The organism is Aquabacterium sp. OR-4, assembly GCF_025290835.2.
GTDB lineage: Bacteria > Pseudomonadota > Gammaproteobacteria > Burkholderiales > Burkholderiaceae_C > Pseudaquabacterium.
On record NZ_JAOCQD020000002.1, the window covers coordinates 1,614,175 to 1,639,802 of the forward strand.

Sequence of the window (25,628 nt, forward strand, 5' to 3'; positions counted from 1 at the left end):
GCCAGAACCCAACATCGAAATTTCGGAGTTATTCACATGGCAGCCAAAGACGTCATCTTCGGTTCCGACGCCCGTCACCGCATGGTGGAAGGCGTGAACATCCTGGCCAACGCGGTCAAGGTCACGCTGGGCCCCAAGGGTCGCAACGTGGTGCTCGAGCGCTCGTTCGGCGCCCCCACCGTCACCAAGGACGGTGTCTCGGTGGCCAAGGAAATCGAGCTGAAGGACAAGCTCCAGAACATGGGCGCCCAGATGGTCAAGGAAGTGGCTTCCAAGACCAGCGACAACGCCGGTGACGGCACCACCACCGCCACCGTGCTGGCCCAGGCCATCGTGCGCGAAGGCATGAAGTACGTGGCCGCCGGCATGAACCCGATGGACCTGAAGCGCGGCATCGACAAGGCGGTCACCGCCCTGGTCGCCGAGCTGAAGAAGGCCAGCAAGGCCACCACCACCTCGAAGGAGATCGCGCAAGTCGGCTCGATCTCGGCCAACAGCGACGAATCCATCGGCACCATCATCGCCAACGCGATGGACAAGGTGGGCAAGGAAGGCGTCATCACCGTCGAAGACGGCAAGAGCCTGGACAGCGAACTCGATGTCGTTGAAGGCATGCAGTTCGACCGCGGCTACCTGTCGCCCTACTTCATCAACAACCCCGAGAAGCAGGCCGCCCTGCTGGACAACCCGTTTGTTCTGCTCTTCGACAAGAAGATCAGCAATATCCGTGACCTGCTGCCCACGCTGGAGCAGGTGGCCAAGGCCGGCCGTCCGCTGCTGATCATCGCCGAAGAAGTCGAGGGCGAAGCCCTGGCGACGCTGGTGGTCAACACCATCCGCGGCATCCTGAAGGTCGTGGCCGTCAAGGCGCCTGGCTTCGGCGACCGCCGCAAGGCCATGCTGGAAGACATCGCCATCCTGACGGGCGGCAAGGTCATCGCCGAAGAAGTGGGCCTGACCCTCGAGAAGGTGACCCTGGCCGACCTGGGCCAGGCCAAGCGCGTGGAAGTGGGCAAGGAAAACACCACCATCATCGATGGCGCCGGTGCCGCTGCCGACATCGAAGCCCGCGTCAAGCAGATCCGCATCCAGATCGAAGAAGCCACCAGCGACTACGACCGTGAGAAGCTGCAAGAGCGCGTGGCCAAGCTGGCCGGCGGTGTTGCCGTGATCAAGGTTGGCGCGGCCACCGAAGTCGAGATGAAGGAAAAGAAGGCCCGCGTCGAAGACGCCCTGCACGCCACGCGCGCTGCGGTGGAAGAAGGCATCGTCGCCGGCGGCGGCGTGGCCCTGCTGCGTGCCCGTCAGGCCGCTGGCACCATCAAGGGTGACAACGCTGACCAGGACGCCGGCATCAAGCTGGTGCTCAAGGCCATCGAAGCGCCGCTGCGCGAGATCGTGGCCAACGCCGGTGGCGAGCCGAGCGTGGTGGTCAACGCCGTGCTGGCCTCGTCGGGCAACCACGGCTTCAACGCCGCCAACGACACCTATGGCGACATGATCGAAATGGGCATCCTGGACCCGACCAAGGTGACCCGCACCGCGCTGCAGAACGCCGCTTCGGTGTCGAGCCTGATGCTCACCACCGAGTGCATGGTGGCCGAGGCCCCGAAGGAAGAAGCAGCCGGCGGCGGCATGCCCGGCGGCATGGGCGGCATGGGCGGCATGGGCGGCATGGACATGTAAGTCCAGCCCGCAGGCCAGCGCTTCGGCGCCGGCCTGCACCGGCACGCATTGCCACAACGGGCCACCTTCGGGTGGCCCGTTGCATTTCCGGCGTTCGGGCCGCGTCGGCCCGCTGATAATCCCTCTGCCATGCACCGCCAGCCCACGCTGAACGACTTCATCGACGACGAACTGCTGCGCGCGCCGATGAGCTTCGACCGCGTGATCGACGCGGTGCTCGACCGCTGGCGCCTGCGCCTGCCCAGCCACGACCGCCACGACGCGCAGGCCGACCGCGTGCTGCAGCAAAGCCGTGGCGATGTGGTGAACACCGCCACACGCACGCTGCGCCGCGGCACCGAGCCGCCCGCGGCGGCCACCACCAGCAGCCCGCGCGCCACCGGCGCGCCGCGCGAGCTGGCCCTGATCGGCGACGACGACGTGGCCGTCGACATCGAGATCGCGCACTGCGTCGAGGCCATCCGCGTGCGCGCCGAGGGCGAGCTGCGCGAGCTCACCACCTACACCTCGGGCCTGGTGGGCGACCACAACGTGGCCCGCGACACCAATCCCTTCGGCCCCGAGCCCTACACCCGCGCGCTGTGGGAGGGCGTGCGCACGCTGCCGCTGTCGCGCCAGGCCCATGCGGCCTTCATGCGCGAGGCCGCGCATCCGCTGGCCGAGGCCCTGCGCCTGGCCTATGCCGGCGCGGTGGCGCGGCTGCAGGAGCAGGGCGTGGAGCCGGCCGCCCACCGCACCATCATCTACAGCAGCTCGGCCTGGGGTGCGCGCCTGCCGCGCTACCGGCCGCCGGCCGACCTGTCGGCGCTGCAGGCACCGCTGTCGCCGGCCAGCACCGGCGTGCCGCCCCGCCTGCCGGCCGAGCCGCCCGGCGCGCCCGAGTCGCGCGGCGAGCGTGGCGCACCCGATCTGCTGACCCAGCTGTTCGAGGCGGTGGTGCAAGACCCGGCCATGCCGCCCGAGCTGCCGCCGCTGCTGCTGCGCCTGCATCCGCTGGCCGACCGCCTGGCGGTGCAGGACCGCTCGCTGCTGGTGCTGCACGAGCATGCGCTGTGGCGCTTCATCGACACCGCGGTGCACCAGGTGGCGGTGGCCACCGCCGCCGAGCGCCCGCGCATGCTGGGCCTGGCCCGCAACCTGATCGATCACCTGTGCGCCGAGGAGCAGACCGACCCCTCGCGTTTTGCCTGGGCCACCGAGCGCCTGGCCGCCAGCCAGCGCCATGCGCTGGACCAGGCCCTGGCCGCCGCCGCGCCGCTGATCGAGCGCCTGCTGCGCATCACGCGCGAAGAGGCCGGCCCCAGCACCTCGACCATGCCGCTGGACGTGGGCTCGCTCGACACCGTGCCGGCCGAGCTGCTGGAGGCCGATCCGGCGCTGGCCGCCGACAGCGCCAGCGGCCACCTGCACCAGGCCGTGCCGGGCAGCCACTGGCGGCTGTACCTGCAGGGCGACTGGCGCACGCTGCAGCTGCTGTGGGGCGACGACGGCGCCGGCCTGTGGCTGCTGCGCGAGCCGGCCGCCGACCGCCCCTGGGCGCTGCGCGCCTCGGCGCTGGACCAGCTGGCGCGCGAGCACCTGGTGCAGCCGCTGCACATGCGCTCGCTGGTGCGCCGGGCAGCCAGCCGCATGCTGGGCGCGCGCCACTGATGCGCCAGCCGGGGCGCTGGCCACGCAGGGGCGGCCTGGCCGCCGCGGCCGTGGCCATGGCCCTGCAGTGGCCGGCCAGCCATGCGCAAGTGCCCGGCAGCACGCCGGCCGCACCGGCAACAGCGGCAACAGCGGCAACAGCGGCAACAGCGGCAACAGCGGCCACAGCGGCCGCACCGGCCACACCGCCCACGCCGGCCACATCCGACACCAGCGCACCCGCACTGCAGCGCCCACGCATCGGCCTGGTGCTGTCGGGCGGGGGCGCACGCGGCCTCAGCCATGTGGGCGTGCTGAAGGTGCTGGAGCAGCTGCAGGTGCCGGTGGACGTGATTGCCGGCACCTCGATGGGCGCCATCGTCGGCGGCCTGTATGCCAGCGGCATGCGCGCGGCCGAGATCGAGCGCGAGCTGTCGGCCGTCTCGTGGGGCAGCCTGTTTGCCAACCGCATCGAGCGGCGCGAGCTGTCGCAGCGCCGCAAGGAAGAAGACTACGAGATCTCGCCCCTGATCGAGCTGGGCTGGCGCGACGGCGAGCTGCGGGCGCCGATCGGTGCGGTGTCCAGCCGTGGGCTCGAATCGCTGCTGCGCCGCTTCACGCTGCCGGTGCGCCATGTGCGGCACTTCGACGCGCTGCCGATCCCGTTTCGCGCCGTGGCCACCGACATGGAGACCGGCGCCGCCACCATCCTCGACCAGGGCGACCTGGCGCTGGCGCTGCGCTCGTCGATGAGCGTGCCCGGCGTGTTCTCGCCCACCGAGGTGGCCAGCCGCGTGCTGGGCGATGGCGGCCTGGTGAACAACGTGCCGGTGGACGTGGCCCGTGCGATGGGCGCCGACATCGTGATCGTGGTCAACATCGGCACGCCGCTGGCCGGCCGCGAGACGCTGGCCTCGGCGGTGGGCCTGACCGGCCAGATGATCAACATCCTCACCGAGCAGAACGTGCAGCGCAGCCTGGCCACGCTGACGTCGCGCGACCTGCTGATCACGCCGCAGCTGGGCACGCTGACCTCGGCCGACTTCGACCAGGCGCCGCGCTTTGTGGCACTGGGCGACGCCGCGGCGCGCGGCCTCAGTGACCGCCTGGCGGCGCTGGCCCTCGACGCCCGCGCCTACGCGCACTGGCAGCAGTCGCACCCGGTGCCGCCCACGCCGGCGGCACGGCTGGCCCAGGTGCGGGTGGAAGGCACCCAGGTGGGCAACCCCGAGCGCCTGGTGAAGCTGCTTGAATCGCAGGCCGGCCAGGCCTTCGACGCCGCACGCGCCGAGCGCGACACCCGCCGCCTGGCCGCCGGCGGCGACTACACCCGCAGCGACTACCAGCTGCTGCCCGCCGACCCCGGCGTGGTGGGCGGCGACACGCTGGTGTTCGATCTGGAAGACAAGCCCTGGGGCCCCAGCTACCTGCGACTGGGGCTGGACATGGGCACCGACTTTGCCGGCCACAGCAAGTTCAACCTCAAGCTCAGCCACAACCGCCACTGGCTCACCCGCACCGGCACCGAGTGGCGCAACCGCCTGCAGATCGGCGAGGTGCCGCAGATCGCCACCGAGCTGTATCACCCGCTGGCCTGGAACGACTCACCCGCCAACGACTGGTTTGCCGCCGCCAACGCCGGGCTCGAGCGCCGCCTGCTGCAGCGCTATGACAGCAGCAGCGGCCAGGCCCTGGCCACGGTGCTGCTCAACACTGCACGCCTGGGGCTCGACATCGGCCAGCCCTGGGGCGAGTTTGGCGAGCTGCGGCTGGGCTGGTCGCGCCAGGTGCTGCAGGGCCGCACCGAGCTGGTGGCGGCGGCGCTGGGCGTCGGCGGCCAGGTGCGCGCGCGCTGGGTGGAAGACGGCATCCGCGCCCGCGCGGTGGTCGACCAGCTCGACTTCGCGGTGTTTCCGCAGCGCGGCTACCGCGGCGAGCTGCAGCTGGTGCTGGGCCAGCTGGGCGGCGATCTGCGCGGGCGCTTCACCCGCATCGAGGCCGAGGGCACCGCGGTGCGCAGCTGGGGCCGCAACACCTTCACGCTGCACCTGCTGGCGCAAAGCGCCGACGCCGATGGCGGCACGCTGCTGCAGCGCTACACGCTGGGCGGCTTTCAGCGCCTGTCGGGCTACCACGACGGTCAGCTGATCGGCAACCATGTGCTGTTCGGCCGCTTGGGCTGGTACCGCCGGCTGAGCCAGACGCCGGTGCTCACCCGCGGCTTTTTCATCGGCGCCACCGCCGAGCTGGGCAATGCCTGGGAGCGCGGCGGCCAGATGAAGCTCAGCGGCCTGCGCAGCGGCTACAGCCTGTACCTGGGCGCCGACACCGGCATCGGCCCGCTCTACCTGGGCATCACCCACGCGCCGCGCGGCAGCACCGGCCTGGCCCTGTTTCTCGGCCGGCCCTGAAGCAGCGCTAAGCCAGCAAGGCCTTCAGGTGCGCGATCACCCAGGCCGGCTGCTCGTGCACGATCCAGTGGCTGGCCTGCGGGTGGCGGTGCACCGTGAGCTCGGGCACCCACTGCTGCAGCCCGTCCAGCAGGCCGGGCAGCAGGGCGTGGTCGGCCTCGCCCCACAGCAGCGTGGTGGGCACGCTCACCCGCACCACCGAGTCGGGCAGCTGCAGCTGCGCCAGCGCCTGGTCATGCGGGCCGGTGGGCGGGCGCAGCGGCGAGGCGCGGTACCAGTTCAGCGCGCCGTCCAGGCCCTGCGACCACACCGCACGGTGCTGCGCCCGCAAGGCCGGCGTGAGCCAGTGCGCATCGCCAAAACGCTCGAGCATCGCCAGCAGCGCGGCAAAGCCGTCGGCCGCCAGCCGCGCCGCCGCATCGGGCTGCACCAGATCGTGCATGTAGGCACTGGCCGCGCGCTGCGCCGGGCTGGCCAGCAGCTCGCGGCGAAAGGTGGCCGGGTGCGGCGAGTTCAGGATCACCAGGCGGCGGATCAGCTCGGGCCGCAGGGCGGCCAGGTTCCAGGCCACGCCGCCGCCCCAGTCGTGCGCCACCAGCAGGTCGAGCGGGCGCTCGGCGCTGACGCCCAGGTGTGCCAGCAGCGCCAGCGCATCGGCCACCAGATGCCGCACGCGGTAGGCGGCCACCTCGGCCGGCGCGCTGCTGCCGGCGTAACCGCGCTGGTTGGGGGCCAGCGCATAGGCCTCGGGGGCCAGCGCCAGCAGCACCTCGTCCCAGGCGAACGCGGCTTGCGGAAAGCCGTGCAGCAGCAGCACGCGGCGCGCCGCATCGGGCCGGCCGGCGGCGCGGCAGGCCAGGCTGACCGGCTGAGGCTGGCTGCCCGGCAGCGGCAGGTCGAACTGGGAGATGGCATCGCGCATGCGCCGCAGTGTGCGGGCCGGCGCGCGGCCGGCGCGTCAAGCGGGGGACAGCCGGCCAGCGCCGGGCGGCCGCCCGGCGCGGCCGGCCCGCCGTGCGCCCGCACCGCTCACAGCGTGGGCGGCAGCTCCTGCACGTCGAAGTCATCGCCCAGCGCCGAGGGCTCCCAGCCCTGCAGCGCACCCAGGCGCCAGCCGTGCAGCACCTGCGCCGCGTCGGCCACGCCCTGGCGCTTGAGCGCCGAGAACAGCGACACGGCGATGTCGGCATCGTCGGTGGCCAGCTCGGCCAGCACGGCCTGCGCGGCGGCCAGCGACTGCGCGGCCTCCACCCGGGTGAGCTTGTCCGACTTGGTCAGCAGCACCAGCAGGCGCACCTCGCCGCCGGCCACACGCTCGGCCACGAAATCGAGCAGCTGCTGGTCGAGCGGCGTGAAGCCGTGGCGGCTGTCGACCATCATCACGATGCCGGCCAGCGGCTCGCGCTCGACCAGGTAGTCGGCCATCACCTTCTGCCAGCGCTGCTTGTCGCTGCGCGACACCGCGGCATGGCCGTAGCCGGGCAGGTCGACCCAGCGGGCATCGGCAGCCTCGCGCGGGCCGACCTCGAACACGTTCAGGTGCTGGGTGCGGCCCGGGGTCTTGGACGCGAAGGCCAGGCGCTTGTGGTCGGCCAGGGTGTTGATGGCGGTCGACTTGCCGGCATTGCTGCGGCCCACGAAGGCCACCTCGGGCAGCACACCCGGCGGCATCTGGTTGAGCTTGCTGGCGGTGATGAAAAAGCGCGCGCTGCGCGCCCAGGTCACGGCCTCGCGCTCGGCCACCAGCGCCGCCTCGCGCTCGGCCTTTCGGGCGGCCTGCTCGGCGGTCTTCAAGGCCGCTTCTTCGGGGCTCAGCGACGAGGCCCGCGCCGCCTTGGCGGCCGGCTGGGCCGGCACCTTCCTGGCCGGCCTGGCGGCGGCCTTCTTGGCGGGTGCACTTGCCGCCTTCTTGGCGGGTGTGCCGGCCACCTTCTTGGCAGGTGTGCCGGCCGCCTCTTTGGCGGGTGCGCCAGCCGCCTTTTTGGCGGGTGCGCCAGCCGCTGCAGTGGGGGCCGACTCAGGTCGGGAAGCGGCGGGCGCAGCATCTGCGCCACGGTGGTCGGCTTTGCGAATCATGGAGCATTGTAAAATCCGCAGGTTTGGTTTCCCGCGCCGCCTTTCACGGACCAGGCGCCCCGACCGTCCCACCGTCAAGGTTCCTCGACATGAAGTCGCTGCTCGCCGCTCTGCCCAAGCTCGTGCCCTCGCTCGCGCTGTCCGCCCTTCTTGTCGGCCCGACACTGGCCGCCGACGTGAAAGGCCCGGCCAAACCCGATCTGGCCAAGGGCCAGGAGAAGGCCGCCGCCTGCATGGCCTGCCACACCGCCGATGGCTCGCGCGGCAGCCCGGCCAACCCGATCCTGCAGGGCCAGCACGCCGAGTACCTGGTCAAGCAGCTGGTCGAGTTCAAGTCGGGCAAGCGCCAGAACCCGGTGATGAGCGGCATGGCCGCGCCGCTGAGCGAAGACGACATGCGCAACATCGCCGCCTTCTACGCCAGCAAGCAGCCCAAGGCCGGCGCCGCCAAGAACAAGGATCTGGTGAGCCTGGGCGAAAAGATCTACCGCGGCGGCATCGCCGCCAAGCAGGTGCCGGCCTGCGCGGGCTGTCACAGCCCCAACGGCGCCGGCATCCCTGCGCAGTACCCGCGCGTGGGTGGCCAGCACAGCGACTACACCGAGGCGCAGCTGGGCACCTTCCGCTCCGGCGCGCGCGGCAACTCGGCCCAGATGGTCAGCATCGCCGCGCGCATGAGCGACAAAGAGATCAAGGCCGTGGCCGACTACATCGCCGGCCTGCGCTGAAGGCCGCGCCGGCCGAGCCCCACCCTCCCCCTGCGGCTCCGCCAGCGCTGAAGGGCCGGTCACTGACCGGCCCTTCGCACTTGGGCGGCACCTGAACTCGGATAATCGCGGCCCATGTCGACTGCCCAGCCCAACGGCCCCTTCAGCGAGCCAGCCCGGTCCGCAACGCGCCCCATGCGCGAGCTGCTCGATCTGCTGGCCTCGATGCGCTTTGCGATCACCCTGCTGTCGGTGATCTGCATCGCCTCGGTGATCGGCACCGTGGTCAAGCAGCACGAGCCGTACAACAACTACGTCAACCAGTTCGGCCCGTTCTGGGCCGAGGTGTTCGACAAGGTCGGCCTCTACGCCGTCTACAGCGCCGGCTGGTTTCTGCTGATCCTGGCCTTTCTGGTGATCTCCACCAGCCTGTGCATTGCGCGCAACACGCCCAAGATCCTCAGCGACCTCAAGAGCTACAAGGAAGGCCTGCGCGAGCAGGCCATGCGCTCCTTCCACCACAAGGCCGAGGGCCGGCTGGCGCTGGCGCCCGCCGCCGCACTGACCCGGGTCAACGAGCTGCTGGTGGCGCACGGCTGGCAGGCCCGCGCCCAGGTGCGTGCCAACGGCACCATGGTGGCCGCACGCAAGGGCATGGCCAACAAGATCGGCTACCTGGCGGCGCACTCGTCGATCGTGCTGATCTGCCTGGGCGGCCTGCTCGACGGCGACCTGGTGGTGCGCGCGCAGATGGCCCTGCTGGACAAGAAGGCCTATGCCGGCGGCGGCCTGATCGCCGACGTGAAGCCCGAGCACCGGCTGCCGCTGGCCAACCCCACCTACCGCGGCAACCTGCTGGTCACCGAGGGCGGGCGCGCCGGCACGGCGGTGATCAGCATGTCCGACGGCGTGGTGCTGCAAGACCTGCCGTTTGACGTGGAGCTGAAGAAGTTCATCGTCGAGTACTACGAAACCGGCATGCCCAAGCTGTTTGCCAGCGAGATCGTGATCCACGACCGCGACAGCGGCAGCACCACCGCGGCCACGGTCAAGGTCAACGAGCCGGTGTTCCACCGCGGCGTGGCGCTGTACCAGAGCAGCTTCGACGACGGCGGCAGCCAGCTCACGCTGCGCGCACTGCCGCTGAAGGGCCGCGGCGAGCCCTTCACGGTGCAGGGCGCGGTGGGCGGCAGCACGCGGCTCACCAAGGCCCCGGCCGGCGCCGACGGCCAGGCCGATGCCGAGGCGCTGACGCTCGAGTTCACCGGCCTGCGCGTGATCAACGTCGAGAACTTCGGCGACGCCGAGACCCCGCAGGCCGCCGGCAGCGCCACCGATGTGCGCAAGGTCGACCTGGCCAACACGCTGGACAAGCACCTGGGCTCGGGCGTCAAGGGCAGCCGCGACAAGCTGTTGCGCAACATCGGCCCCTCGGTGAGCTACAAGCTGCGCGACGCCAGCGGCCAGGCGCGCGAGTTCAACAACTACATGCTGCCGGTCGAGCTGGACGGCCAGCGCGTGTTCCTGGCCGGCGTGCGCGAGACGCCAGCCGAGCCCTTCCGCTACCTGCGCATTCCGGCCGACGAGCAGGGCGCCATCGATGGCTGGTGGCGCATGGCCGGCGCGCTGCGCGACGAGACCCTGCGTGACAAGGCGGTGCGCCGCTACGTGGCCAAGGCCACGCCGCCCGACAAGCCGCAGATGGCCGAGCAGCTGTTCACCACCGCCCAGCGCGCGCTGGCGCTGTTTGCCGGCGCCGAGCCGGTGCGCGCCAGCGCCGCCCGGCCGCAGGACAACGCCCTCGGCGGCCTGCCGGCGCTGGCCCAGTTTGTCGAGGCCAGCGTGCCCGAGGGCGAGCGGGCGCGCATCTCGGAGGTGCTGCTGCGCATCGTCAACGGCTGCCTGCTCGAGCTGGCCAACCTCAGCCGCGAGCAGGCCGGCCAGCCGCCGCTGGGCAGCGACGAGGCCACCCAGCGCTTCATGACCCAGGCCGTGCTGTCGCTGTCGGACGCCGCCTTCTACCCGGCGCCGATGCTGCTGCAGCTGGGCGACTTCAAGCAGGTGCAGGCCAGCGTGTTCCAGGTTGCGCGTGCACCGGGCAAGACCCTGGTCTACCTGGGCGCCGTGCTGCTGATCGTGGGCGTGTTCGCCATGCTCTACATCCGCGAGCGCCGGCTGTGGATCTGGCTGGCCCCGGCCGATGCCGCCGCCGACACCCCCAACGACAGCCCCGCCAAGCCCCATGCCGAGGGCCCGGCCGGCGGAACCAAACTGCAGGCGGCGCTGTCCACCACCCGCCGCACGCTGGACACCGACGCCGAGTTCGACATGCTGAAGACCGCGCTGCTGCACGATGCCGCGCCCGCCGCCGCCGCCGCTCCGAAGGACACGCCATGAACAGCACCACCACCGTTGCCGGCACCACCACGCTGGTGATGGGCCGCCCCGGCCTGATCGGTCGCCTGACGCGGCGCAGCCTCTTCGACTGGCTGTTCGCGCTGCTGGTGGCGCTGGGTGCGGGCTATGCCTTCCAGCGCTACAACGCCTCGATGGACGGCTACGAAAAGGCCATCCTGCTGGGCAGCGTGCCGGCGCTGGTGGCGCTGGGCTGGGCCTGGGGCCCGCTGCGCGTGCTGGCCCTTGGCGTGGGTGCCGCCACGCTGGGCGCGATTGCGCTGTACGGCCGCCACAGCGACGCCTTTGGCGCCGACCTGGCGATGGCCGATCAGGTGTTCCTGCTGAAGTACTTCCTGTCGAGCCAGAGCGCGATCCTGTGGATGAGCGTGCTGTTCTTCATGAGCACGGTGATGTACTGGATCGGCCTGCTGGCGCGCAAGGATGCCGGTGGCGACAACACCGGCCTCAAGCTGGGCTCGCGCCTGGCCTGGGCCGGCGTGATCATGGCCCTGGTGGGCACCCTGGTGCGCTGGTTCGAGAGCCACCAGATCGGCCCCGACATCGGCCACATCCCGGTCAGCAACCTGTACGAGGTGTTCGTGCTGTTCTGCTGGCTGACCACACTGTTCTACCTGTACTACGAGCAGCACTACCGCAACCGCGCGCTGGGCGGCTTCGTGATGCTGGTGGTCAGCGCGGCGGTGGGTTTTCTGCTCTGGTACACGGTGGCGCGCGAGGCGCAGCAGATCCAGCCCCTGGTGCCGGCCCTGCAGAGTTGGTGGATGAAGCTGCACGTGCCGGCCAACTTCATCGGCTACGGCACCTTTGCGCTGGCGGCCATGGTGGCCTTTGCCTACCTGATCCAGCGCCAGGCCGAAGAAACCCGCTGGTGGAAGCTGGCACCGCTGGGCGCGCTGGGCCTGGTGCTGTGCTTCGAGCCGATCGTCTTTCGCGCCAGCAAGCTCAGCAGCTCGGCCAGCTACTGGGCGGTGTATGCCGGCGTCAGCCTGCTGATCGTCATCGCCATCCTGGCCGCCCGCAGGCGCATTGCCGCGGCGCTGCCGGCACCCGAGGTGCTGGACGACATGATGTACAAGGCCATCGCGGTCGGCTTCGCGTTTTTCACCATCGCCACCATCCTGGGCGCCTTCTGGGCGGCCGAGGCCTGGGGCGGCTACTGGAGCTGGGACCCGAAGGAGACCTGGGCGCTGATCGTCTGGCTCAACTACGCCGCCTGGCTGCACATGCGCCTGATGAAGGGCCTGCGCGGCACCGTCTCGGCCTGGTGGGCGCTGGTGGGCCTGGTGATCACCACCTTCGCGTTCCTGGGCGTGAACATGTTCCTGTCCGGCCTGCATTCCTACGGCGAGCTGTGAGCGCGGGCTGAGCCCGGCGGGCTAGGCTCGCCGGCTGGCCGCCCGTCCGCCTCGTCCACCTGCCCGCCTGCCCGCACCGGATCGCCCATGCCCTACGTTCACCGCGACGCCGACCGCCGCATCGACCGCCTGTGCCGCGACGCCGAGTCCGATGCGCTCGAGTTCCTGCCCGCCGGCGACCCCGAGGTTCAGGCCTTCCTGGGCCGCGGCGAGACCGGGGCCGACGGCACGCCCGACTTCCGCGCCCTCGATGCCGACTTCGTGCGCGTCATCGAGGACGTGGTCGACGTGCTGATCAGCCGCCACATCATCGCCATCACCGACCTGCCGCCCGAGGCGCGCGCCAAGCTGATGTCGCGCAAGAGCTACCGCGACAGCCTGTTTCCGGGCGGTGGCGACCTGGTCTCCGGCGCCGACATCGACGAAGCCGTGGCCCGCACGCTGTTCGGCCGCCCGAGCGAAGAGTAGGGCACCCGGCCTCGCGGGTACGCGAGGCCACCCGCCGGGCGGGTGCGGGCCGGCTTGCGGCGGCCCGGCGCTCGGCCCGCTGGATGGGCACCCGGCCTCGCGGGTACGCGAGGCCACCCGCCGGGCGGGTGCGGGCCGGCTTGGGGCGGCCCGGCGCTCGGCCCGCTGGTTAGGGCACTCGGCCTCGCGGGTACCCCAGGCCTCCCGTCCAGTAAGGTTTGAACCTTGGCGGCGACTGACCGTCATACCCACTCCGCCTGGCTTGCCCTGGAGACCCGCGATGCCGTTTCTGCGCCCCGACCGTGGCTTTGACCACCCTGTTGCTTCCGAGATCACGCCGCGCGCGCTGGTGGAGGGGCGGCGTGCCTGGATGCAGCGCCTGGCCGCTGGTGCACTGGGCACCTCGATGGCGGGCTGGGCGGCACGTGATGCCCTGGCCCAACCAGCCACCAAGGGCGCGGCCCTGCCCGGTGCCAAGAGCGCGGTGCCCGGCGCGGTGACCATGGACAAGCCCACCAGCCGGCAGGACGCCACCACCTACAACAACTTCTACGAGTTCGGCACCGACAAGGCCGATCCCGCCCGCACCGCCGGCAGCCTCAAGACCCGGCCCTGGACCGTGGCCGTCGAAGGCGCGGTCAAGAAGCCGCGCAGCTTCAGCCTCGAAGAGCTGCTGAAGCTCAGCGCGATGGAAGAGCGCATCTACCGCCTGCGCTGCGTCGAGGGCTGGAGCATGGTGGTGCCCTGGGTGGGCTACTCGCTGGCCGAGCTGATCCGCCAGGTCGAGCCCACCGGCAATGCCAAGTACGTGGAGTTCATCACCCTGGCCGATAAGGCGCAGATGCCCGGCCTGCGCTCGGGCGTGCTCGACTGGCCGTATGTCGAGGCCCTGCGCCTGGACGAGGCCATGCACCCGCTCACCCTGCTGGCCTTTGGCATGTATGGCGAGGTGATGCCGCAGCAGAACGGCGCGCCGCTGCGCCTGGTGGTGCCCTGGAAGTACGGCTTCAAGAGCGGCAAGTCGCTGGTCAAGATCCGCTTCACCGAGCAGATGCCGACCTCGTCATGGACCCGCGCCGCGCCGCAGGAGTACGGCTTCTACTCCAACGTGAACCCCAAGGTCGACCACCCGCGCTGGAGCCAGGCCACCGAGCGCCGCATCGGCGAGGACGGCATCTTTGCCAAGAAGCGGCCGACGCTGATGTTCAACGGCTACGAGGCCCAGGTGGGCCAGCTGTACGCCGGCATGGACCTGGCCAAGTTCTTCTGAACCCGCGCCGGCCTTGAACACGCTGCTGCTGCACCCGGCGGCCAAGCCGCTGCTGTGGGTGCTGATGCTGCTGCCGGCCGCCTGGCTGCTGGGTGGCGCGCTGAACGACAGCCTGGGGCCCAACCCCGCTGAGGCGCTGCTGCGCGGCACCGGCGACTGGGTCTTGCGCAGCCTGATGCTGGCGCTGGCCGTGACGCCCCTGCGCGAGGCCACCGGCTGGACGGCGCTGGCGCGCTGGCGGCGCCTGCTGGGCCTGTTCGCGTTTTTCTACGGCCTGCTGCACCTGCTGTGCTACGCCTGGCTGGACATGGGTTTCGTGCTGCACGACATGCTGCGCGACCTGGCCAAGCGGCCCTTCATCCTGGTGGGCACGGCGGCGCTGCTGGCCATGCTGCCGCTGGCCGCCACCTCGTTCAATGGCGCCATCCGCGCGCTCGGCGCGGCGCGCTGGCGGGCGCTGCACCGGCTGGTGTTCGTGGCCATCGGCCTGGGCCTGCTGCACTTCTTCTGGATGCGCGCGGCCAAGCAGAATTTCGGCGAATGGGCCGTGCACGCCGGCATCGTGGCCCTGCTGCTGGGCTGGCGCCTGCGCCGGCGGCTGCAGCGCCGCCGCCTGACGCCGGCCTGAGCCGCCGGCCGTGGCAGCAGTCACGGCCCGCGCCGCGCCATGGCCAAGCACCCCGTGCCCGGGGGGGAAGGCCGGCCCTGGCGGCACCGTAGCATCCCGTTACGCCGACGCCAGGCCTGCAGCCTGTCGCGGCCAAGGATGCCGACATGACCGACCCCGCCCGCAGCGCCAGCAAGCGCCCCAAGAAGACCAGCCCCACGGCGCACCACCAGCGCGCGCTGAACCTGGCCCTGGTGGGCGTGGACGCCGCCGCCGTGCGCAGCCGGCCCACCGACATGGCCCACTGCCTGGCCGAGGTGGCGCGCTGCCTGATGCGCCTGCACGACCTGCGCAGCGCCGACGCCTTTCTGGCGCGCGCCATCGCCTGGGCCGGACTGATCCCCTCGGATGCCGGCCAGGCCGCACGCGCCGACCTGATCTGCCTGCAGGCCGACCTGGCCTGCCAGGCCGCCGACCGCCACGACCAGCAACTCGACGCCGCCGCCGAGGCCGGTGACGACGAACTGCCCGCCGCACCCGAGCCGCGCGCCGACCGCGAGCGCGCGCGCGAGCTGGCGCTGGAGGCCGCCATGCTGGCCGGCCGCGGCGCCGACGCGATGTGGGAGGTGAAGCTGCTGCTGCGCGCCAGCGACGTGCTCGAGCGCTGCGGCGAGCACGACGACGCCGCCGCCATCCAGAACCGGGCGATGGCGCTGATGGGCCTGATGCAGGCCGAGCCCAGCACCGTGCCATCGATTCCACCCTCGCGTGATGCGATGCGGGTGGCGGGCCCCTCGGCACTGATGTAATACCGGCCTCGCGCGCCGGGATCGGCCTGAGCGCCGATGCCCCAGCGCGCCATGCACCGCACCATCTTCACCACCCCCGGCGTCAACACCCTGCTGCGCGCCGCCTCGGTGGCCTTCTTGCGGCTCACCGGCTGGCAGATCAGCGGCAGCCTGCCGCCTGGCCAGCCCAAGTGCGTGCTGATCGCCGCGCCGCACACCAGCAACTGGGATCTGCCCTACACGCTGATGGTGGCCTTTGCGCTGCGCATCAACATCCACTGGATGGGCAAGGCGCAGATCTTTCGCTGGCCCTTCGGCGGGCTGATGCGCTGGCTGGGCGGCATTGCGGTTGACCGTGGCCAGGCCAACAACCTGGTGGCCGCCTCGGCCCAGGCGCTGCGCGAGGCCGATGGCGCGGTGGCCCTGGTGGTGCCGCCCGAAGGCACGCGCAGCAAGACGCGGCACTGGAAGACCGGCTTCTACTGGATCGCCCATGGCGCCGGCGTGCCCATCGTGATGGCCTACATGGACTACCCGCGCAAGCTCAGCGGCCTGGGCCCGGTGCTGCAACCTTCAGGCGACATCGAGGCCGACATGGTGACGGTGAAGGCCTACTACGCGCAGTTCAAGGGCAAGAACTGGCAGCAGTTCGACTCTGGCTCTTGACTTGTTTATGGCTTGCCACGGCCTGCGGGTGATGGCATGCCACCGCGCCTCGGGACGAGGACGGTGGGTGGCCGGCCGGCGTAGGTAAAAGGAGGAGGGCCGAAGGCCCGGGGGACACGAAGCCGGCCGGTCACCCGCCGGCCTTGGCCATGCGCCAAAGCAGGCAAGCAAAACGCGTCAAGAAGCCACCCGCGCCAACACCGGCGCCAAAGCCACCCCCGTGTGCGTGCCACGCGCCACCAGCAGCTCCGGCGGACCCGCGGCCACCACCGTGCCCCCTGCGGTGCCGCCTTCGGGCCCCATGTCGATGACCCAATCGGCCTCGGCAATCACGTCGAGGTCGTGCTCGATCACCACCACGCTGTGGCCACCGGCCACCAGGCGATGCAGTACGCGGATCAGGCGTTCCACATCGGCCATGTGCAGGCCCACGGTGGGTTCGTCCAGCACGTACAGCGTGTGCGGCGGCTTCTGGCCACGCCGGGTCACATCGTCACGCACCTTGGACAGCTCGGTCACCAGCTTGATGCGCTGGGCCTCGCCACCGCTCAGCGTGGGGCTGGGCTGGCCCAGCGTCAGGTAGCCCAGGCCCACGTCCTGCAGCAGCTGCAGCGGATGGGCGATGCTGGGCATGCTGGCGAAAAACTCCACCGCCTCGTCCACGCTCATCTGCAGCACATCGCCGATGCTCTTGCCGCGCCAGCTCACGGCCAGCGTCTCGGGGGCAAAGCGCTGGCCGTGGCACTGGTCGCAGGGCACCTTCACATCGGGCAGAAAACTCATCTCGATGGTGCGCATGCCCTGGCCCTCGCAGCCCGGGCAGCGGCCGTCGCCGGTGTTGAAGCTGAAGCGGCTGGCCGCATAGCCGCGGGCCTTGGATTCCAGCGTCTCGGCAAACAGCTTGCGGATCGCGTCCCAGAAACCGATGTAGGTGGCCGGGCAGCTGCGCGGTGTCTTGCCGATCGGCGTCTGGTCGACCTCGAGCACCCGGTCGATCAGGTCGAAGCCGGCCAGCCCGGTGCAGCCCGTCCAGCCGCCGGCCGGCAACTCGCCGGCGGCCAGCGCATCGCGGCCGGCCTTGCTGACCTTCATGGCCACGGCGGCCTGCACATTGGCCAGCAGCACGTCGCGCGCCAGCGTGCTCTTGCCCGAGCCGCTGACGCCGGTCACGGCCACCAGGCGCTGCAGCGGCACCTCGATGTCGACCTGCTGCAGGTTGTGCAGGTGCGCGCCGCGCAGCTGCATCTGGAAGGTGGCGCGGTTCACCACACGCCGGGCCTGCAGCGGATGGATCAGCGGCCGCGCCAGGAAGCGCCCGGTGAGTGACTCGGCCACCGCGGCCAGATCGGCCGCGCTGCCCTGGGCGATCAGCCGGCCGCCGCGCTTGCCGGCGCCGGGGCCGATGTCGATGATGTGGTCGGCGCGGCGGATGGTGTCTTCGTCGTGCTCCACCACCACCAGGGTGTTGCCCTGCTCGCTGAGCCGGCCCAGCGCCTTCAGCAGCACGCCGTTGTCGCGCGGGTGCAGGCCGTTGGTGGGCTCGTCGAGCACGTAGCACACGCCCTGCAGATTGCTGCCCAGCTGCGCGGCCAGGCGGATGCGCTGTGCCTCGCCGCCGCTCAGCGTGGGCGCCGCGCGGTCCAGCGTCAGGTAGCCCAGGCCCACTTCCTCGAGAAACTGCAGGCGGTTGCGGATCTCGGTGACCACGTCGCGGGCGATGGCCGCATCGCGGCCTTCCAGCGCCAGCGCTTGCACCCACTGCCGCGCCTGGCCCACCGACCATTGCGCCACCGTGGTGATGGCCTGGCCGTCAAAGCCGATGGCGCGCGCGGTGGGGTTCAGGCGCGTGCCCTGGCAATCGGGGCAGGGCTCGCCCGACAGGCCTTCCACCTCGGCCTCCTCGGACGGAAAGCTCTGCTCGCGGCCCTTGTCGCTGTCGTCGCGCACGCTGTCATCGAGCGCCTTGCGCTGCTCGCGTGTCAGCGTCAGCCCGGTGCCCACGCAGCTGGTGCACCAGCCGTGCTTGCTGTTGTAGCTGAACATGCGCGGGTCCAGCTCGGGGTAGCTGGTGCCGCATTGCGGGCAGGCGCGCTTGGTGGAAAACACCTTCAGCGTGCCGATGCCCAGCGTGGGCGTGCCGGCCTCCATCGCGGCCGACAGGCCATCCAGCGGGCTGAGCAGGTGCAGCACGCCCTTGCCATGGTCCAGCGCCTTGGCCAGGGCCTCGCGCAGCGCGGCCTCGTCGGCCACGTTGACCACGAAGTCGGCCACCGGCAGCTCGAGCGTGTGCTCTTTGAAGCGGTCGAGCCGCGGCCACGGATCGGTCTTGATGAACTCGCCGTCCACGCGCAGATGGCTGTGGCCGCGGGCCTTGGCCCACTTGGCCAGGTCGGTGTAGACACCCTTGCGGTTGACCACCAGCGGCGCCAGCAGGCCCACGTGCTGGCCGCGGTAATCGCGCAAGATCTGCGCGGCGATGCTCTCCACGCTTTGCGGCCGCACCTCGGCGCCATCGTGCACGCAGCGCTGGATGCCCAGCTTCACCCACAGCAGGCGCAGAAAGTGCCACACCTCGGTGGTGGTGGCCACCGTGCTCTTGCGCCCGCCACGGCTCAAGCGCTGCTCGATGGCCACCGTGGGCGGAATGCCGTACACCGCGTCCACCTCGGGCCGGCCGGCCGGCTGCACGATGCTGCGCGCATAGGCGTTGAGGCTTTCGAGGTAGCGGCGCTGGCCCTCGTTGAACAGGATGTCGAAGGCCAGCGTGCTCTTGCCCGAGCCCGACACCCCGGTGATGACGCTGAACTTGCCGTGCGGGATGTCGACGTTGAGGCTCTTGAGGTTGTGCTCCTTGGCATTGACGATGCGGATGTTGTCGCCACCCTGGGCTGCGCGCAGCGCACGCGCCGCATCACGCCGGGCCTTGGCCACCAGCTGCAGCGGCCGGCCCTCCTCGGCCTGCAGCGGGCCCTGGCCGATGGCCTGCTCGTAGTCGCGCAGCGCCGCGCCGGTGTGCGAGCTGGCATGCGCCTTCAGGTCTTCGGGCGTGCCCTGGGCCACCAGCGCGCCACCGCCCTCGCCGCCCTCGGGGCCGAGGTCGATCAGCCAGTCGGCGCTGCGGATGACATCGAGGTTGTGCTCGATGACGATCAGCGAATGCCCGGCATCGAGCAGCCTGCGCAGGCTGCGCATCAGCTTGGCGATGTCGTCGAAGTGCAGGCCGGTGGTGGGCTCGTCGAACAGGAACAGCGTGCCCTTCTTCGAGGCCGGCTGCCGGGGTCCGCTGGCGGCCTCGGCCAGAAAGCCGGCCAGCTTCAGGCGCTGGGCCTCGCCGCCGCTGAGCGTGGGCACCGGCTGGCCCAGGCGCACGTAGTCGAGGCCCACATCGACGATGGGCGCCAGCCGCGCCACCACCGCCGGGTCGCCGCTGAACACCACGCTGGCCTCGGCCACGGTGAGCTCCAGCACATCGGCCACGCTGAGCTTGTAGGCGCCGCGGATCAGCTTGACCTCGAGCAGCTCGGCGCGAAAGCGCTTGCCGTCGCAATCGGGGCAGCGCAGGTACACGTCGGACAGGAACTGCATCTCCACATGCTCGAAGCCCGAGCCGCCGCAGCTGGGGCAGCGGCCATCGCCGGCATTGAAGCTGAACATGCCGGCGGTGTACTTGCGCTCCACCGCCAGCGGCGCCAGCGCAAACAGCTTGCGGATCTCGTCCCAGGCGCCCACATAGCTCACCGGGTTGCTGCGCGCGGTCTTGCCGATCGGGCTCTGGTCGACAAACACCGTGTCGGCCAGCCAGTCGGCACCCAGCAGGCGATCGTGGGCGCCGGGCGTCTCGGTGGCCTTGCCGAAGTGGCGCAGCAGGGCCGGCACCAGCACGTCCTGCACCAGGGTGCTCTTGCCCGAGCCCGACACGCCGGTCACCACGGTCAGGCGCTGCAGCGGAAAGGCCACGTCGATGCCGCGCAGGTTGTGCTCGCGCACGCCTTCCAGGATCAGCTTGGGCGTGCTCTCGTTGACGAAGCGGCGCAGGCCGATGCCCACCTGCTTGCGCCCGCCCAGGTAGGCGCCGGTCAGCGTGTCGGCGCTGCGCGCGGCCTCGGGCGTGCCGTCGTACACGATCTGGCCGCCACGCTCGCCAGGGCCCGGGCCCATGTCGATCAGGCGGTCGGCGGCCAGCATCACGGCCGGGTCGTGCTCCACCACCACCAGGGTGTTGCCGGCATCGCGCAGGCGCTGCATGGCCTCGACGATGCGGTTCATGTCGCGCGGATGCAGGCCGATGCTGGGCTCGTCGAGCACGAACATGGTGTTGACCAGGCTGGTGCCCAGCGCGGTGGTCAGGTTGATGCGCTGCACCTCGCCGCCGCTGAGGGTGCGGCTCTGGCGGTCGAGCGTGAGGTAGGCCAGGCCCACGTCGCACAGGTACTTCAGGCGCGTGCGCACCTCGTCGAGCAGCAGCTTCAGCGCCTCGTCGAGCATGGTGCTGGGCAGCGTGAGGCCGTCGAAGAAGCGGCGCAGGCGCTCGATCGGCAGCAGCATCAGGTCGTGCAGGGCCAGGCCGGGCAAGGCATCCAGCTGGGCGCGGCTCCACTGCACGCCGGCCGGCATGAAGCGCTGGTAGCGCCCGCCGTCCATGGCCGCATCGGCATCGGCCTGGCCGCCGATGCGCCACTGCAGGGCCTCGGTCTTGAGCCGCGCGCCGTGGCAGCTGCCGCAGGGCGTGTAGCTGCGGTACTTGGACAGCAAGACGCGGATGTGCATCTTGTAGGCCTTGCTCTCCAGGTACTCGAAGAAGCGGTGCACGCCGTACCACTGCTTGTTCCAGTTGCCGGTCCAGTGCGGGCTGCCGTTGATCACCCAGTCGTGCTGCGCCGCACTGAGCTGGCTCCAGGGCGTGTCGCGCGGGATGCCGGCCTCGCCGGCGTACTTGATCAGGTCGTCCTGGCACTCGGCCCAGGCCGGCGTCTGCAGCGGCTTGATGGCGCCGTTGCGCAGGGTCTTGCGGTGGTCGGGGATCACCAGGCCCAGGTCGACACCGATCACGCGGCCAAAGCCGCGGCAGGCCTCGCAGGCACCGAAGGCCGAGTTGAAGCTGAACAGCGCCGGCTGCGGCTCGGCATAGCGCAGGTCGCTGTCGGGGCAGTGCAGGCCGGTGGAAAAGCGCCACAGCTCGGGCTCGGCATCCCCTTCCTGCAAGGCATAGACGTTGACCCGGCCGCTGCCGCGCTTGAGCGCGGTCTCGATGGCCTCGACCACGCGCACCTTCTCGGCGCCGGCCAGGCGCAGGCGGTCGGCCACCACGTCCAGGACTTTGCGGGCGCTCGCGGCTTGGGACGCCCCGGCGCCGCTCGTGCGCTCATTGACCACCCGCTCGGCCTGCACGCGTGTGAAGCCGCTGGCGCTGAGCCACTGCGCCACCTCGTCCGGGGTCACGCTGGCCGGCAGCTCCACCGGAAAGGTGATCACCACGCGCGGGTCACCCTGGGCCGCGGCGCGCTCGCACAGCGCGCGGTAGATGGTTTCGGGTGAATCGTGGCGCACACGCTGTGCGGTCTGGCGGTCAAACAGCTCGGCGGCGCGGGCGAACAGCAGCTTCAGGTGGTCGTTCAGCTCGGTCATCGTGCCGACCGTGCTGCGACTGGTGCGCACCGGGTTGGTCTGGTCGATGGCGATGGCCGGCGGCACGCCGTCGACCTTGTCGACCGCCGGCCGGTCCATGCGGTCGAGAAACTGCCGTGCGTAGGCGCTGAAGGTCTCCACGTAGCGCCGCTGCCCCTCGGCATACAGGGTGTCGAACACCAGGCTGCTCTTGCCCGAGCCGCTGGGCCCGGTCACCACGGTCAGCTCGCCGGTGCGGATGTCCAGGTCGAGGTTCTTCAGGTTGTGCTGACGGGCGCCACGGATGCGGATCAGGCCGGAGGACATGGTGTGGGTGCAGGTGGCGCGGGGGTGGGGGCGGGCCATTCTAGGCAGCACCCCCCGCGCGCCAGCGGTGGCGTGCCGAAGCCCCACGCCCGGCGGGGCAAGGCCCCGGCGCGGCCGCCGGGCGCTGGCCGGCCGCCTGCGCGTGGACAGCCCGCTTTGACGGCACATTTCGTCCGAGCACCGGTACGCGATACCCCTAAGATGAAGGCTGTGATCTTCGTCACACACTTGCGCCACCATTGGCCTTGGAGGACTTGCGCGATGCCATTTCTGTCTGTTTTGCCACGGATCACGCTGTGCAGCCTGGCCGCGTGGCTGGGGCTGATCGGCCCGGCGTCTGCGCAATTGCGGGTCGGCCAGACGGCCGGCCACAGCGGCGCGGTGGCAGCCACGGTCAAGGAGGCCACCGCCGGCGCACGCCTGGTGTTCGAGCAGGTCAATGCGCGCGGCGGCATCGGCGGACAGAAGATCGAGCTGGTGCAGATGGACGACAAGTTCGAGCCCGCGCTGGCCGCCGCCAATGCGCGCCAACTGGCCGACCAGGGCGTGATCGCGCTGTTTCTCACCCGCGGCACGCCGCACAACCAGGCCATCCTGCCGCTGCTGGAGCAGGCCCGGCTGCCGCTGGTGGCGCCCAGCACCGGCGCCATGCTGCTGCACCAGCCGGTCAACCCGTGGGTGTTCAATGTGCGCGCCTCGTACCAGCGCGAGGCCGAGCGCCTGGTGCGCCACCTGCTGCAGACCGGCGTCTCGCGCCTGGCCATCGTGCAGGTGGCCGACAGCTTTGGCGACGACGGCGCCGCCGGCGCGCTGCGCGGCTTTGCGCCGGGCAAGCCGCCGGTGGCCCACCTCAAGTACGACCGCAGCAAGCCCGACTTTGCGCCGGTGGTCAAGCAGCTGATGGGCAGCGACGCGCAGGCGGTGCTGTTCGTCGGCTCGGGCACGGCGGTGGTCGACGGCATGAAGGCGCTGCGCGCCGGCGGCAGCGCGGCCCAGCTGGCCACGCTGTCGAACAACGCCTCGTCAGGCTTCGTCAAGTCGCTCGGGCCGCTGGCCCATGGCGTGATCGTGAGCCAGGTGCTGCCCGGCGAGCGCGCACTGGCGGTGCCGCTGGTGAAGGAGGCCCACGACCTGCTGGCCCAGCACCCCGGCCTGGCCACCGAGGTGACGCCCGCGCTGCTGGAAGGCCTGGTCAGCGCCAAGGTGCTGGTGGAAGGCCTGCGCCGCGCCGCCGCGGCGCGCGACCTCAGCCGCGCCGGCCTGCAGCAGGCGCTCAACGGCATCAGCAAGCTCAACCTGGGCGGGCTGGAGCTGAGCTACTCGCCCAGCGACCACAGCGGCCTCGACTACGCCGACCTGTCGATCATCGGCGCCGACGGCCGCTTCAAGCGCTGATGGCTGCGGGTGTGCACGAAGCGAATGCGCAACGACACAGAAACACCCGGTTACCGATGTTAGAGTCAGCGCAGGTAGGGAGTGGATCCGCATCGAGCCGAGCAACGGCCGCGGGCCAAGCATCGTCGCTGTACGGATGACCGCCGAAGCCCCAACGCCATCGCTTCTGCGCTGCCAGCGCGCGCTCGCCTCGTCGCGCGACGGCTACTGGGAACACCACCTGCACACCGGCGGTGTCTGGTACTCGACCAGCTTTCTGCGCCTGTTCGGCTTTGCGCCCGACGCGCCCATGCCCAGCATGGCACAGGCCCACCAGCGCCTGCACCCCGACGACTGCAGCCGCATCCTCGACGCCTACCGCAGCGCGGTGGCCAGCTGTGGCGACTTCGACTACGAGGTGCGCTACCTCGACGCGCACAACCTATGGCGCTGGGTACGCGGCCGCGGCCAGGTGTGGCCCGACGCCGATGGCCGGCCCGAGGTGATCAGCGGCGCGGTGACCGATGTGCACCAGGAAAAACTGGCCCAGCTGAGCCTGGCCGCCCAGCAGCAGGCGCTGGAAGCCCTGGTGCATGAGCGCACCGCCCGCCTCGAGGCCGCGCTGGCGCTGGCCGAAGAGCGCCGCCAGGAGGCCGAGCGCGCCGCCGCGGCCAAGAGCCGCTTCCTGGCGCACATGAGCCACGAGATCCGCACCCCGCTCAACGGCGTGCTGGGCCTCACCGAGCTGGCCCTGCGCAGCGCCGACACACCCGAGCTGCAGCGCTTTCTCAGCGCCGCGCACCAGTCGGGCCAGGCCCTGCTGCAGACCATCAGCGACGTGCTCGACCTCTCGCGCATCGAATCCGGCCACGCCGGCCTGCGACGCAAGCCCTTCGACGCCACCCAGGCCCTGGCCGACACCTTGCGCGCGGTGATGCCGCTGGCCCGCCAGCGCGACCTGATGCTGCTGTTCGACTGGGTGGGCGACAGCCACTGGCTGCAGGGCGACCCCGGCAGCCTGCGCCAGATCGTCACCAACCTGCTGGGCAACGCGGTCAAGTTCACGCCGCAGGGCTCGGTCAGCCTGCGCGGCGAAACCCGGCGCGGGGCCGATGGCCGCGTGGCGCTCGAGGTGCAGGTGATCGACACCGGCCCGGGCATCGCCCCCGAGCGCCGCGCCCAGGTGTTCGAGCCCTTCGTGCAGGGCGACGACAGCCTGTCGCGCGGCCATGGTGGCGCCGGCCTGGGCCTGGCCATCGCCACCTTGCTGGCCGAGGCCATGGAAGGCCAGCTCACGCTCGACTGCCCTGACGGCGGCGGCTCGGTGTTCACGCTGCGCCTGCTGCTTGACGAGGCCGAGGCCCCGGCCCAGGCGCCCGAACCGCCGGCCCCGCCGCCCGGCCTGGCCTGGCTGGTCTACCACCGCGAGGATGCCGGCCAGTGGCTGGCCCAGCGCCTGCAGCGCCTGGGCTGGCAGACGCGCGTGCTCGACAGCGTGGCCGAGGCCAGCCGCCTGGCGCAGCAGGCCGAGGCCCCCGGCCCCGACCTGGTGCTGCTGGCCGAGCCCGCGCTGCAGCCCGGCATCGACCTGCGCGTGCTGCGCGAGCTGCTGCCCCAGGCCCAGCTGCGCCTGCTGGTGCGCCCCGACTGGCGCGACACCGCGCTCGAGTCCGCCGCCAGCGCGCTGCAGATCCGCCCGCTGGTGGCCCCGCTCACGCCGCGCCAGCTGCGCCACATCCTCACCAATGCCGACGACGGCCTGGGCGGCGACACCACCGATGCCCACCACGCCGCGCCCGCGCTGCAGGCCGATGCCACGGTGCTGCTGGTGGAGGACAACGAGGTCAACCAGCTGGTCGGCCAGGAGCTGCTGCATGCCCTGGGCCTGCACACCACGCTGGCCGGCAACGGCGCCTCGGCGCTCACCGCCTGCCTGGAGCGCCCGCCTTCGCTGGTGCTGATGGACCTGCAGCTGCCCGGCATGGACGGCCTGGAAACCACGCGCCGCCTGCGCGCCATGCAGCGCGACCGCCGCTGGCCCGGCGCGCCCATCGTGGCCCTGACCGCGCACGCCAGCCCCGAAGACCATGCCGCCTGCCGCGCCGCCGGCATGGACGGCGTGCTCACCAAGCCGCTGCAGCTCGACACCCTGCGCCGCCGGCTGGCGCGCTGGCTGGCGGCTTAGCGGCCGGCGCGCCTGCGCCGTACCAGGCGGGCGCCCCGGCACCCGGCGCCGGGCCCG

The 25,628-nt window shown here is 71.3% G+C and carries 16 protein-coding genes; 13 read left to right on the top strand and 3 right to left on the bottom strand.

The features are described from left to right. Positions 1 to 36: 36 nt before the first annotated feature. The 3 genes from groL to N4G63_RS19380 all read left to right on the top strand — a co-directional run bounded on the left by groL (position 37) and on the right by N4G63_RS19380 (position 5,726). On the top strand, positions 37 to 1,686 hold the full coding sequence (gene groL, locus N4G63_RS19370) for a chaperonin GroEL (protein WP_260787231.1): 1,650 nt from the start codon (positions 37 to 39) through the stop codon (positions 1,684 to 1,686). Between the two features lie 129 nt (positions 1,687 to 1,815). Next, positions 1,816 to 3,336 (top strand): DUF1631 family protein, encoded by a 1,521-nt coding sequence (locus tag N4G63_RS19375; RefSeq protein WP_314600077.1) that lies wholly within the window; start codon positions 1,816 to 1,818, stop codon positions 3,334 to 3,336. Between the two features lie 56 nt (positions 3,337 to 3,392). Next, positions 3,393 to 5,726 carry a patatin-like phospholipase family protein gene (locus N4G63_RS19380; RefSeq protein WP_260787229.1) on the top strand — a complete coding sequence of 778 codons (2,334 nt, stop codon included), beginning with the start codon at positions 3,393 to 3,395 and terminating at the stop codon, positions 5,724 to 5,726. Positions 5,727 to 5,733: 7 nt separating this feature from the next. Here N4G63_RS19380 and N4G63_RS19385 read toward each other — a convergent pair whose 3' ends face one another. Both N4G63_RS19385 and yihA read right to left on the bottom strand, forming a co-directional pair. Next, positions 5,734 to 6,648: an alpha/beta fold hydrolase gene (locus tag N4G63_RS19385; RefSeq protein ID WP_260787228.1), complete on the bottom strand. Its 915-nt coding sequence runs from the start codon at positions 6,646 to 6,648 to the stop codon at positions 5,734 to 5,736. A 107-nt stretch (positions 6,649 to 6,755) separates the two neighbouring features. After that, complete coding sequence (gene yihA, locus N4G63_RS19390; protein WP_260787666.1) at positions 6,756 to 7,451, bottom strand: ribosome biogenesis GTP-binding protein YihA/YsxC; 696 nt, start codon at positions 7,449 to 7,451, stop codon at positions 6,756 to 6,758. Positions 7,452 to 7,891: 440 nt separating this feature from the next. On the opposite strand from yihA, the gene N4G63_RS19395 reads away from it, so the two are divergent. The 8 genes from N4G63_RS19395 (at position 7,892) to N4G63_RS19430 (ending at position 16,081) form a co-directional block, all read left to right on the top strand. Next, positions 7,892 to 8,530, top strand: a complete 639-nt coding sequence (locus N4G63_RS19395) for a c-type cytochrome (RefSeq protein WP_260787227.1) — start codon at positions 7,892 to 7,894, stop codon at positions 8,528 to 8,530. A 114-nt stretch (positions 8,531 to 8,644) separates the two neighbouring features. Further along, positions 8,645 to 10,906, top strand: coding sequence for a cytochrome c biogenesis protein ResB (locus N4G63_RS19400; RefSeq protein ID WP_260787226.1), 2,262 nt, complete (start codon positions 8,645 to 8,647; stop codon positions 10,904 to 10,906). A 38-nt stretch (positions 10,907 to 10,944) separates the two neighbouring features. Further along, complete coding sequence (gene ccsB / locus N4G63_RS19405; protein WP_314600222.1) at positions 10,945 to 12,282, top strand: c-type cytochrome biogenesis protein CcsB; 1,338 nt, start codon at positions 10,945 to 10,947, stop codon at positions 12,280 to 12,282. An 87-nt stretch (positions 12,283 to 12,369) separates the two neighbouring features. Continuing rightward, the gene (locus N4G63_RS19410) at positions 12,370 to 12,750 is read left to right on the top strand and encodes a hypothetical protein (protein WP_260787225.1); all 381 of its coding nucleotides are present in this window, start codon (positions 12,370 to 12,372) and stop codon (positions 12,748 to 12,750) included. Positions 12,751 to 13,030: 280 nt separating this feature from the next. After that, entirely contained in the window at positions 13,031 to 14,020 is a 990-nt protein-coding gene (msrP, locus tag N4G63_RS19415) for a protein-methionine-sulfoxide reductase catalytic subunit MsrP (protein WP_314600079.1), read from the top strand. A gap of 13 nt (positions 14,021 to 14,033) precedes the next feature. Beyond that, a complete protein-coding gene (msrQ, locus tag N4G63_RS19420; RefSeq protein WP_260787223.1) occupies positions 14,034 to 14,648 on the top strand; it encodes a protein-methionine-sulfoxide reductase heme-binding subunit MsrQ in 615 nt (204 codons plus the stop codon). A gap of 146 nt (positions 14,649 to 14,794) precedes the next feature. Then, positions 14,795 to 15,436: a hypothetical protein gene (locus N4G63_RS19425; RefSeq protein ID WP_260787222.1), complete on the top strand. Its 642-nt coding sequence runs from the start codon at positions 14,795 to 14,797 to the stop codon at positions 15,434 to 15,436. Between the two features lie 51 nt (positions 15,437 to 15,487). Further along, positions 15,488 to 16,081, top strand: coding sequence for a lysophospholipid acyltransferase family protein (locus tag N4G63_RS19430; RefSeq protein WP_260787221.1), 594 nt, complete (start codon positions 15,488 to 15,490; stop codon positions 16,079 to 16,081). 177 nt (positions 16,082 to 16,258) lie between these two features. Here the strand turns inward: N4G63_RS19430 and uvrA are convergent, their stop codons facing one another. After that, positions 16,259 to 22,012 (bottom strand): excinuclease ABC subunit UvrA, encoded by a 5,754-nt coding sequence (gene uvrA / locus N4G63_RS19435; RefSeq protein WP_314600080.1) that lies wholly within the window; start codon positions 22,010 to 22,012, stop codon positions 16,259 to 16,261. Between the two features lie 261 nt (positions 22,013 to 22,273). Here uvrA and N4G63_RS19440 point away from each other — a divergent pair, with 261 nt between their 5' ends. Together N4G63_RS19440 and N4G63_RS19445 are read left to right on the top strand one after the other, a co-directional pair. After that, on the top strand, positions 22,274 to 23,407 hold the full coding sequence (locus N4G63_RS19440; protein ID WP_260787219.1) for an ABC transporter substrate-binding protein: 1,134 nt from the start codon (positions 22,274 to 22,276) through the stop codon (positions 23,405 to 23,407). A 136-nt stretch (positions 23,408 to 23,543) separates the two neighbouring features. Beyond that, a complete protein-coding gene (locus N4G63_RS19445; RefSeq protein ID WP_260787218.1) occupies positions 23,544 to 25,571 on the top strand; it encodes a PAS domain-containing hybrid sensor histidine kinase/response regulator in 2,028 nt (675 codons plus the stop codon). Positions 25,572 to 25,628 lie beyond the last annotated feature (57 nt).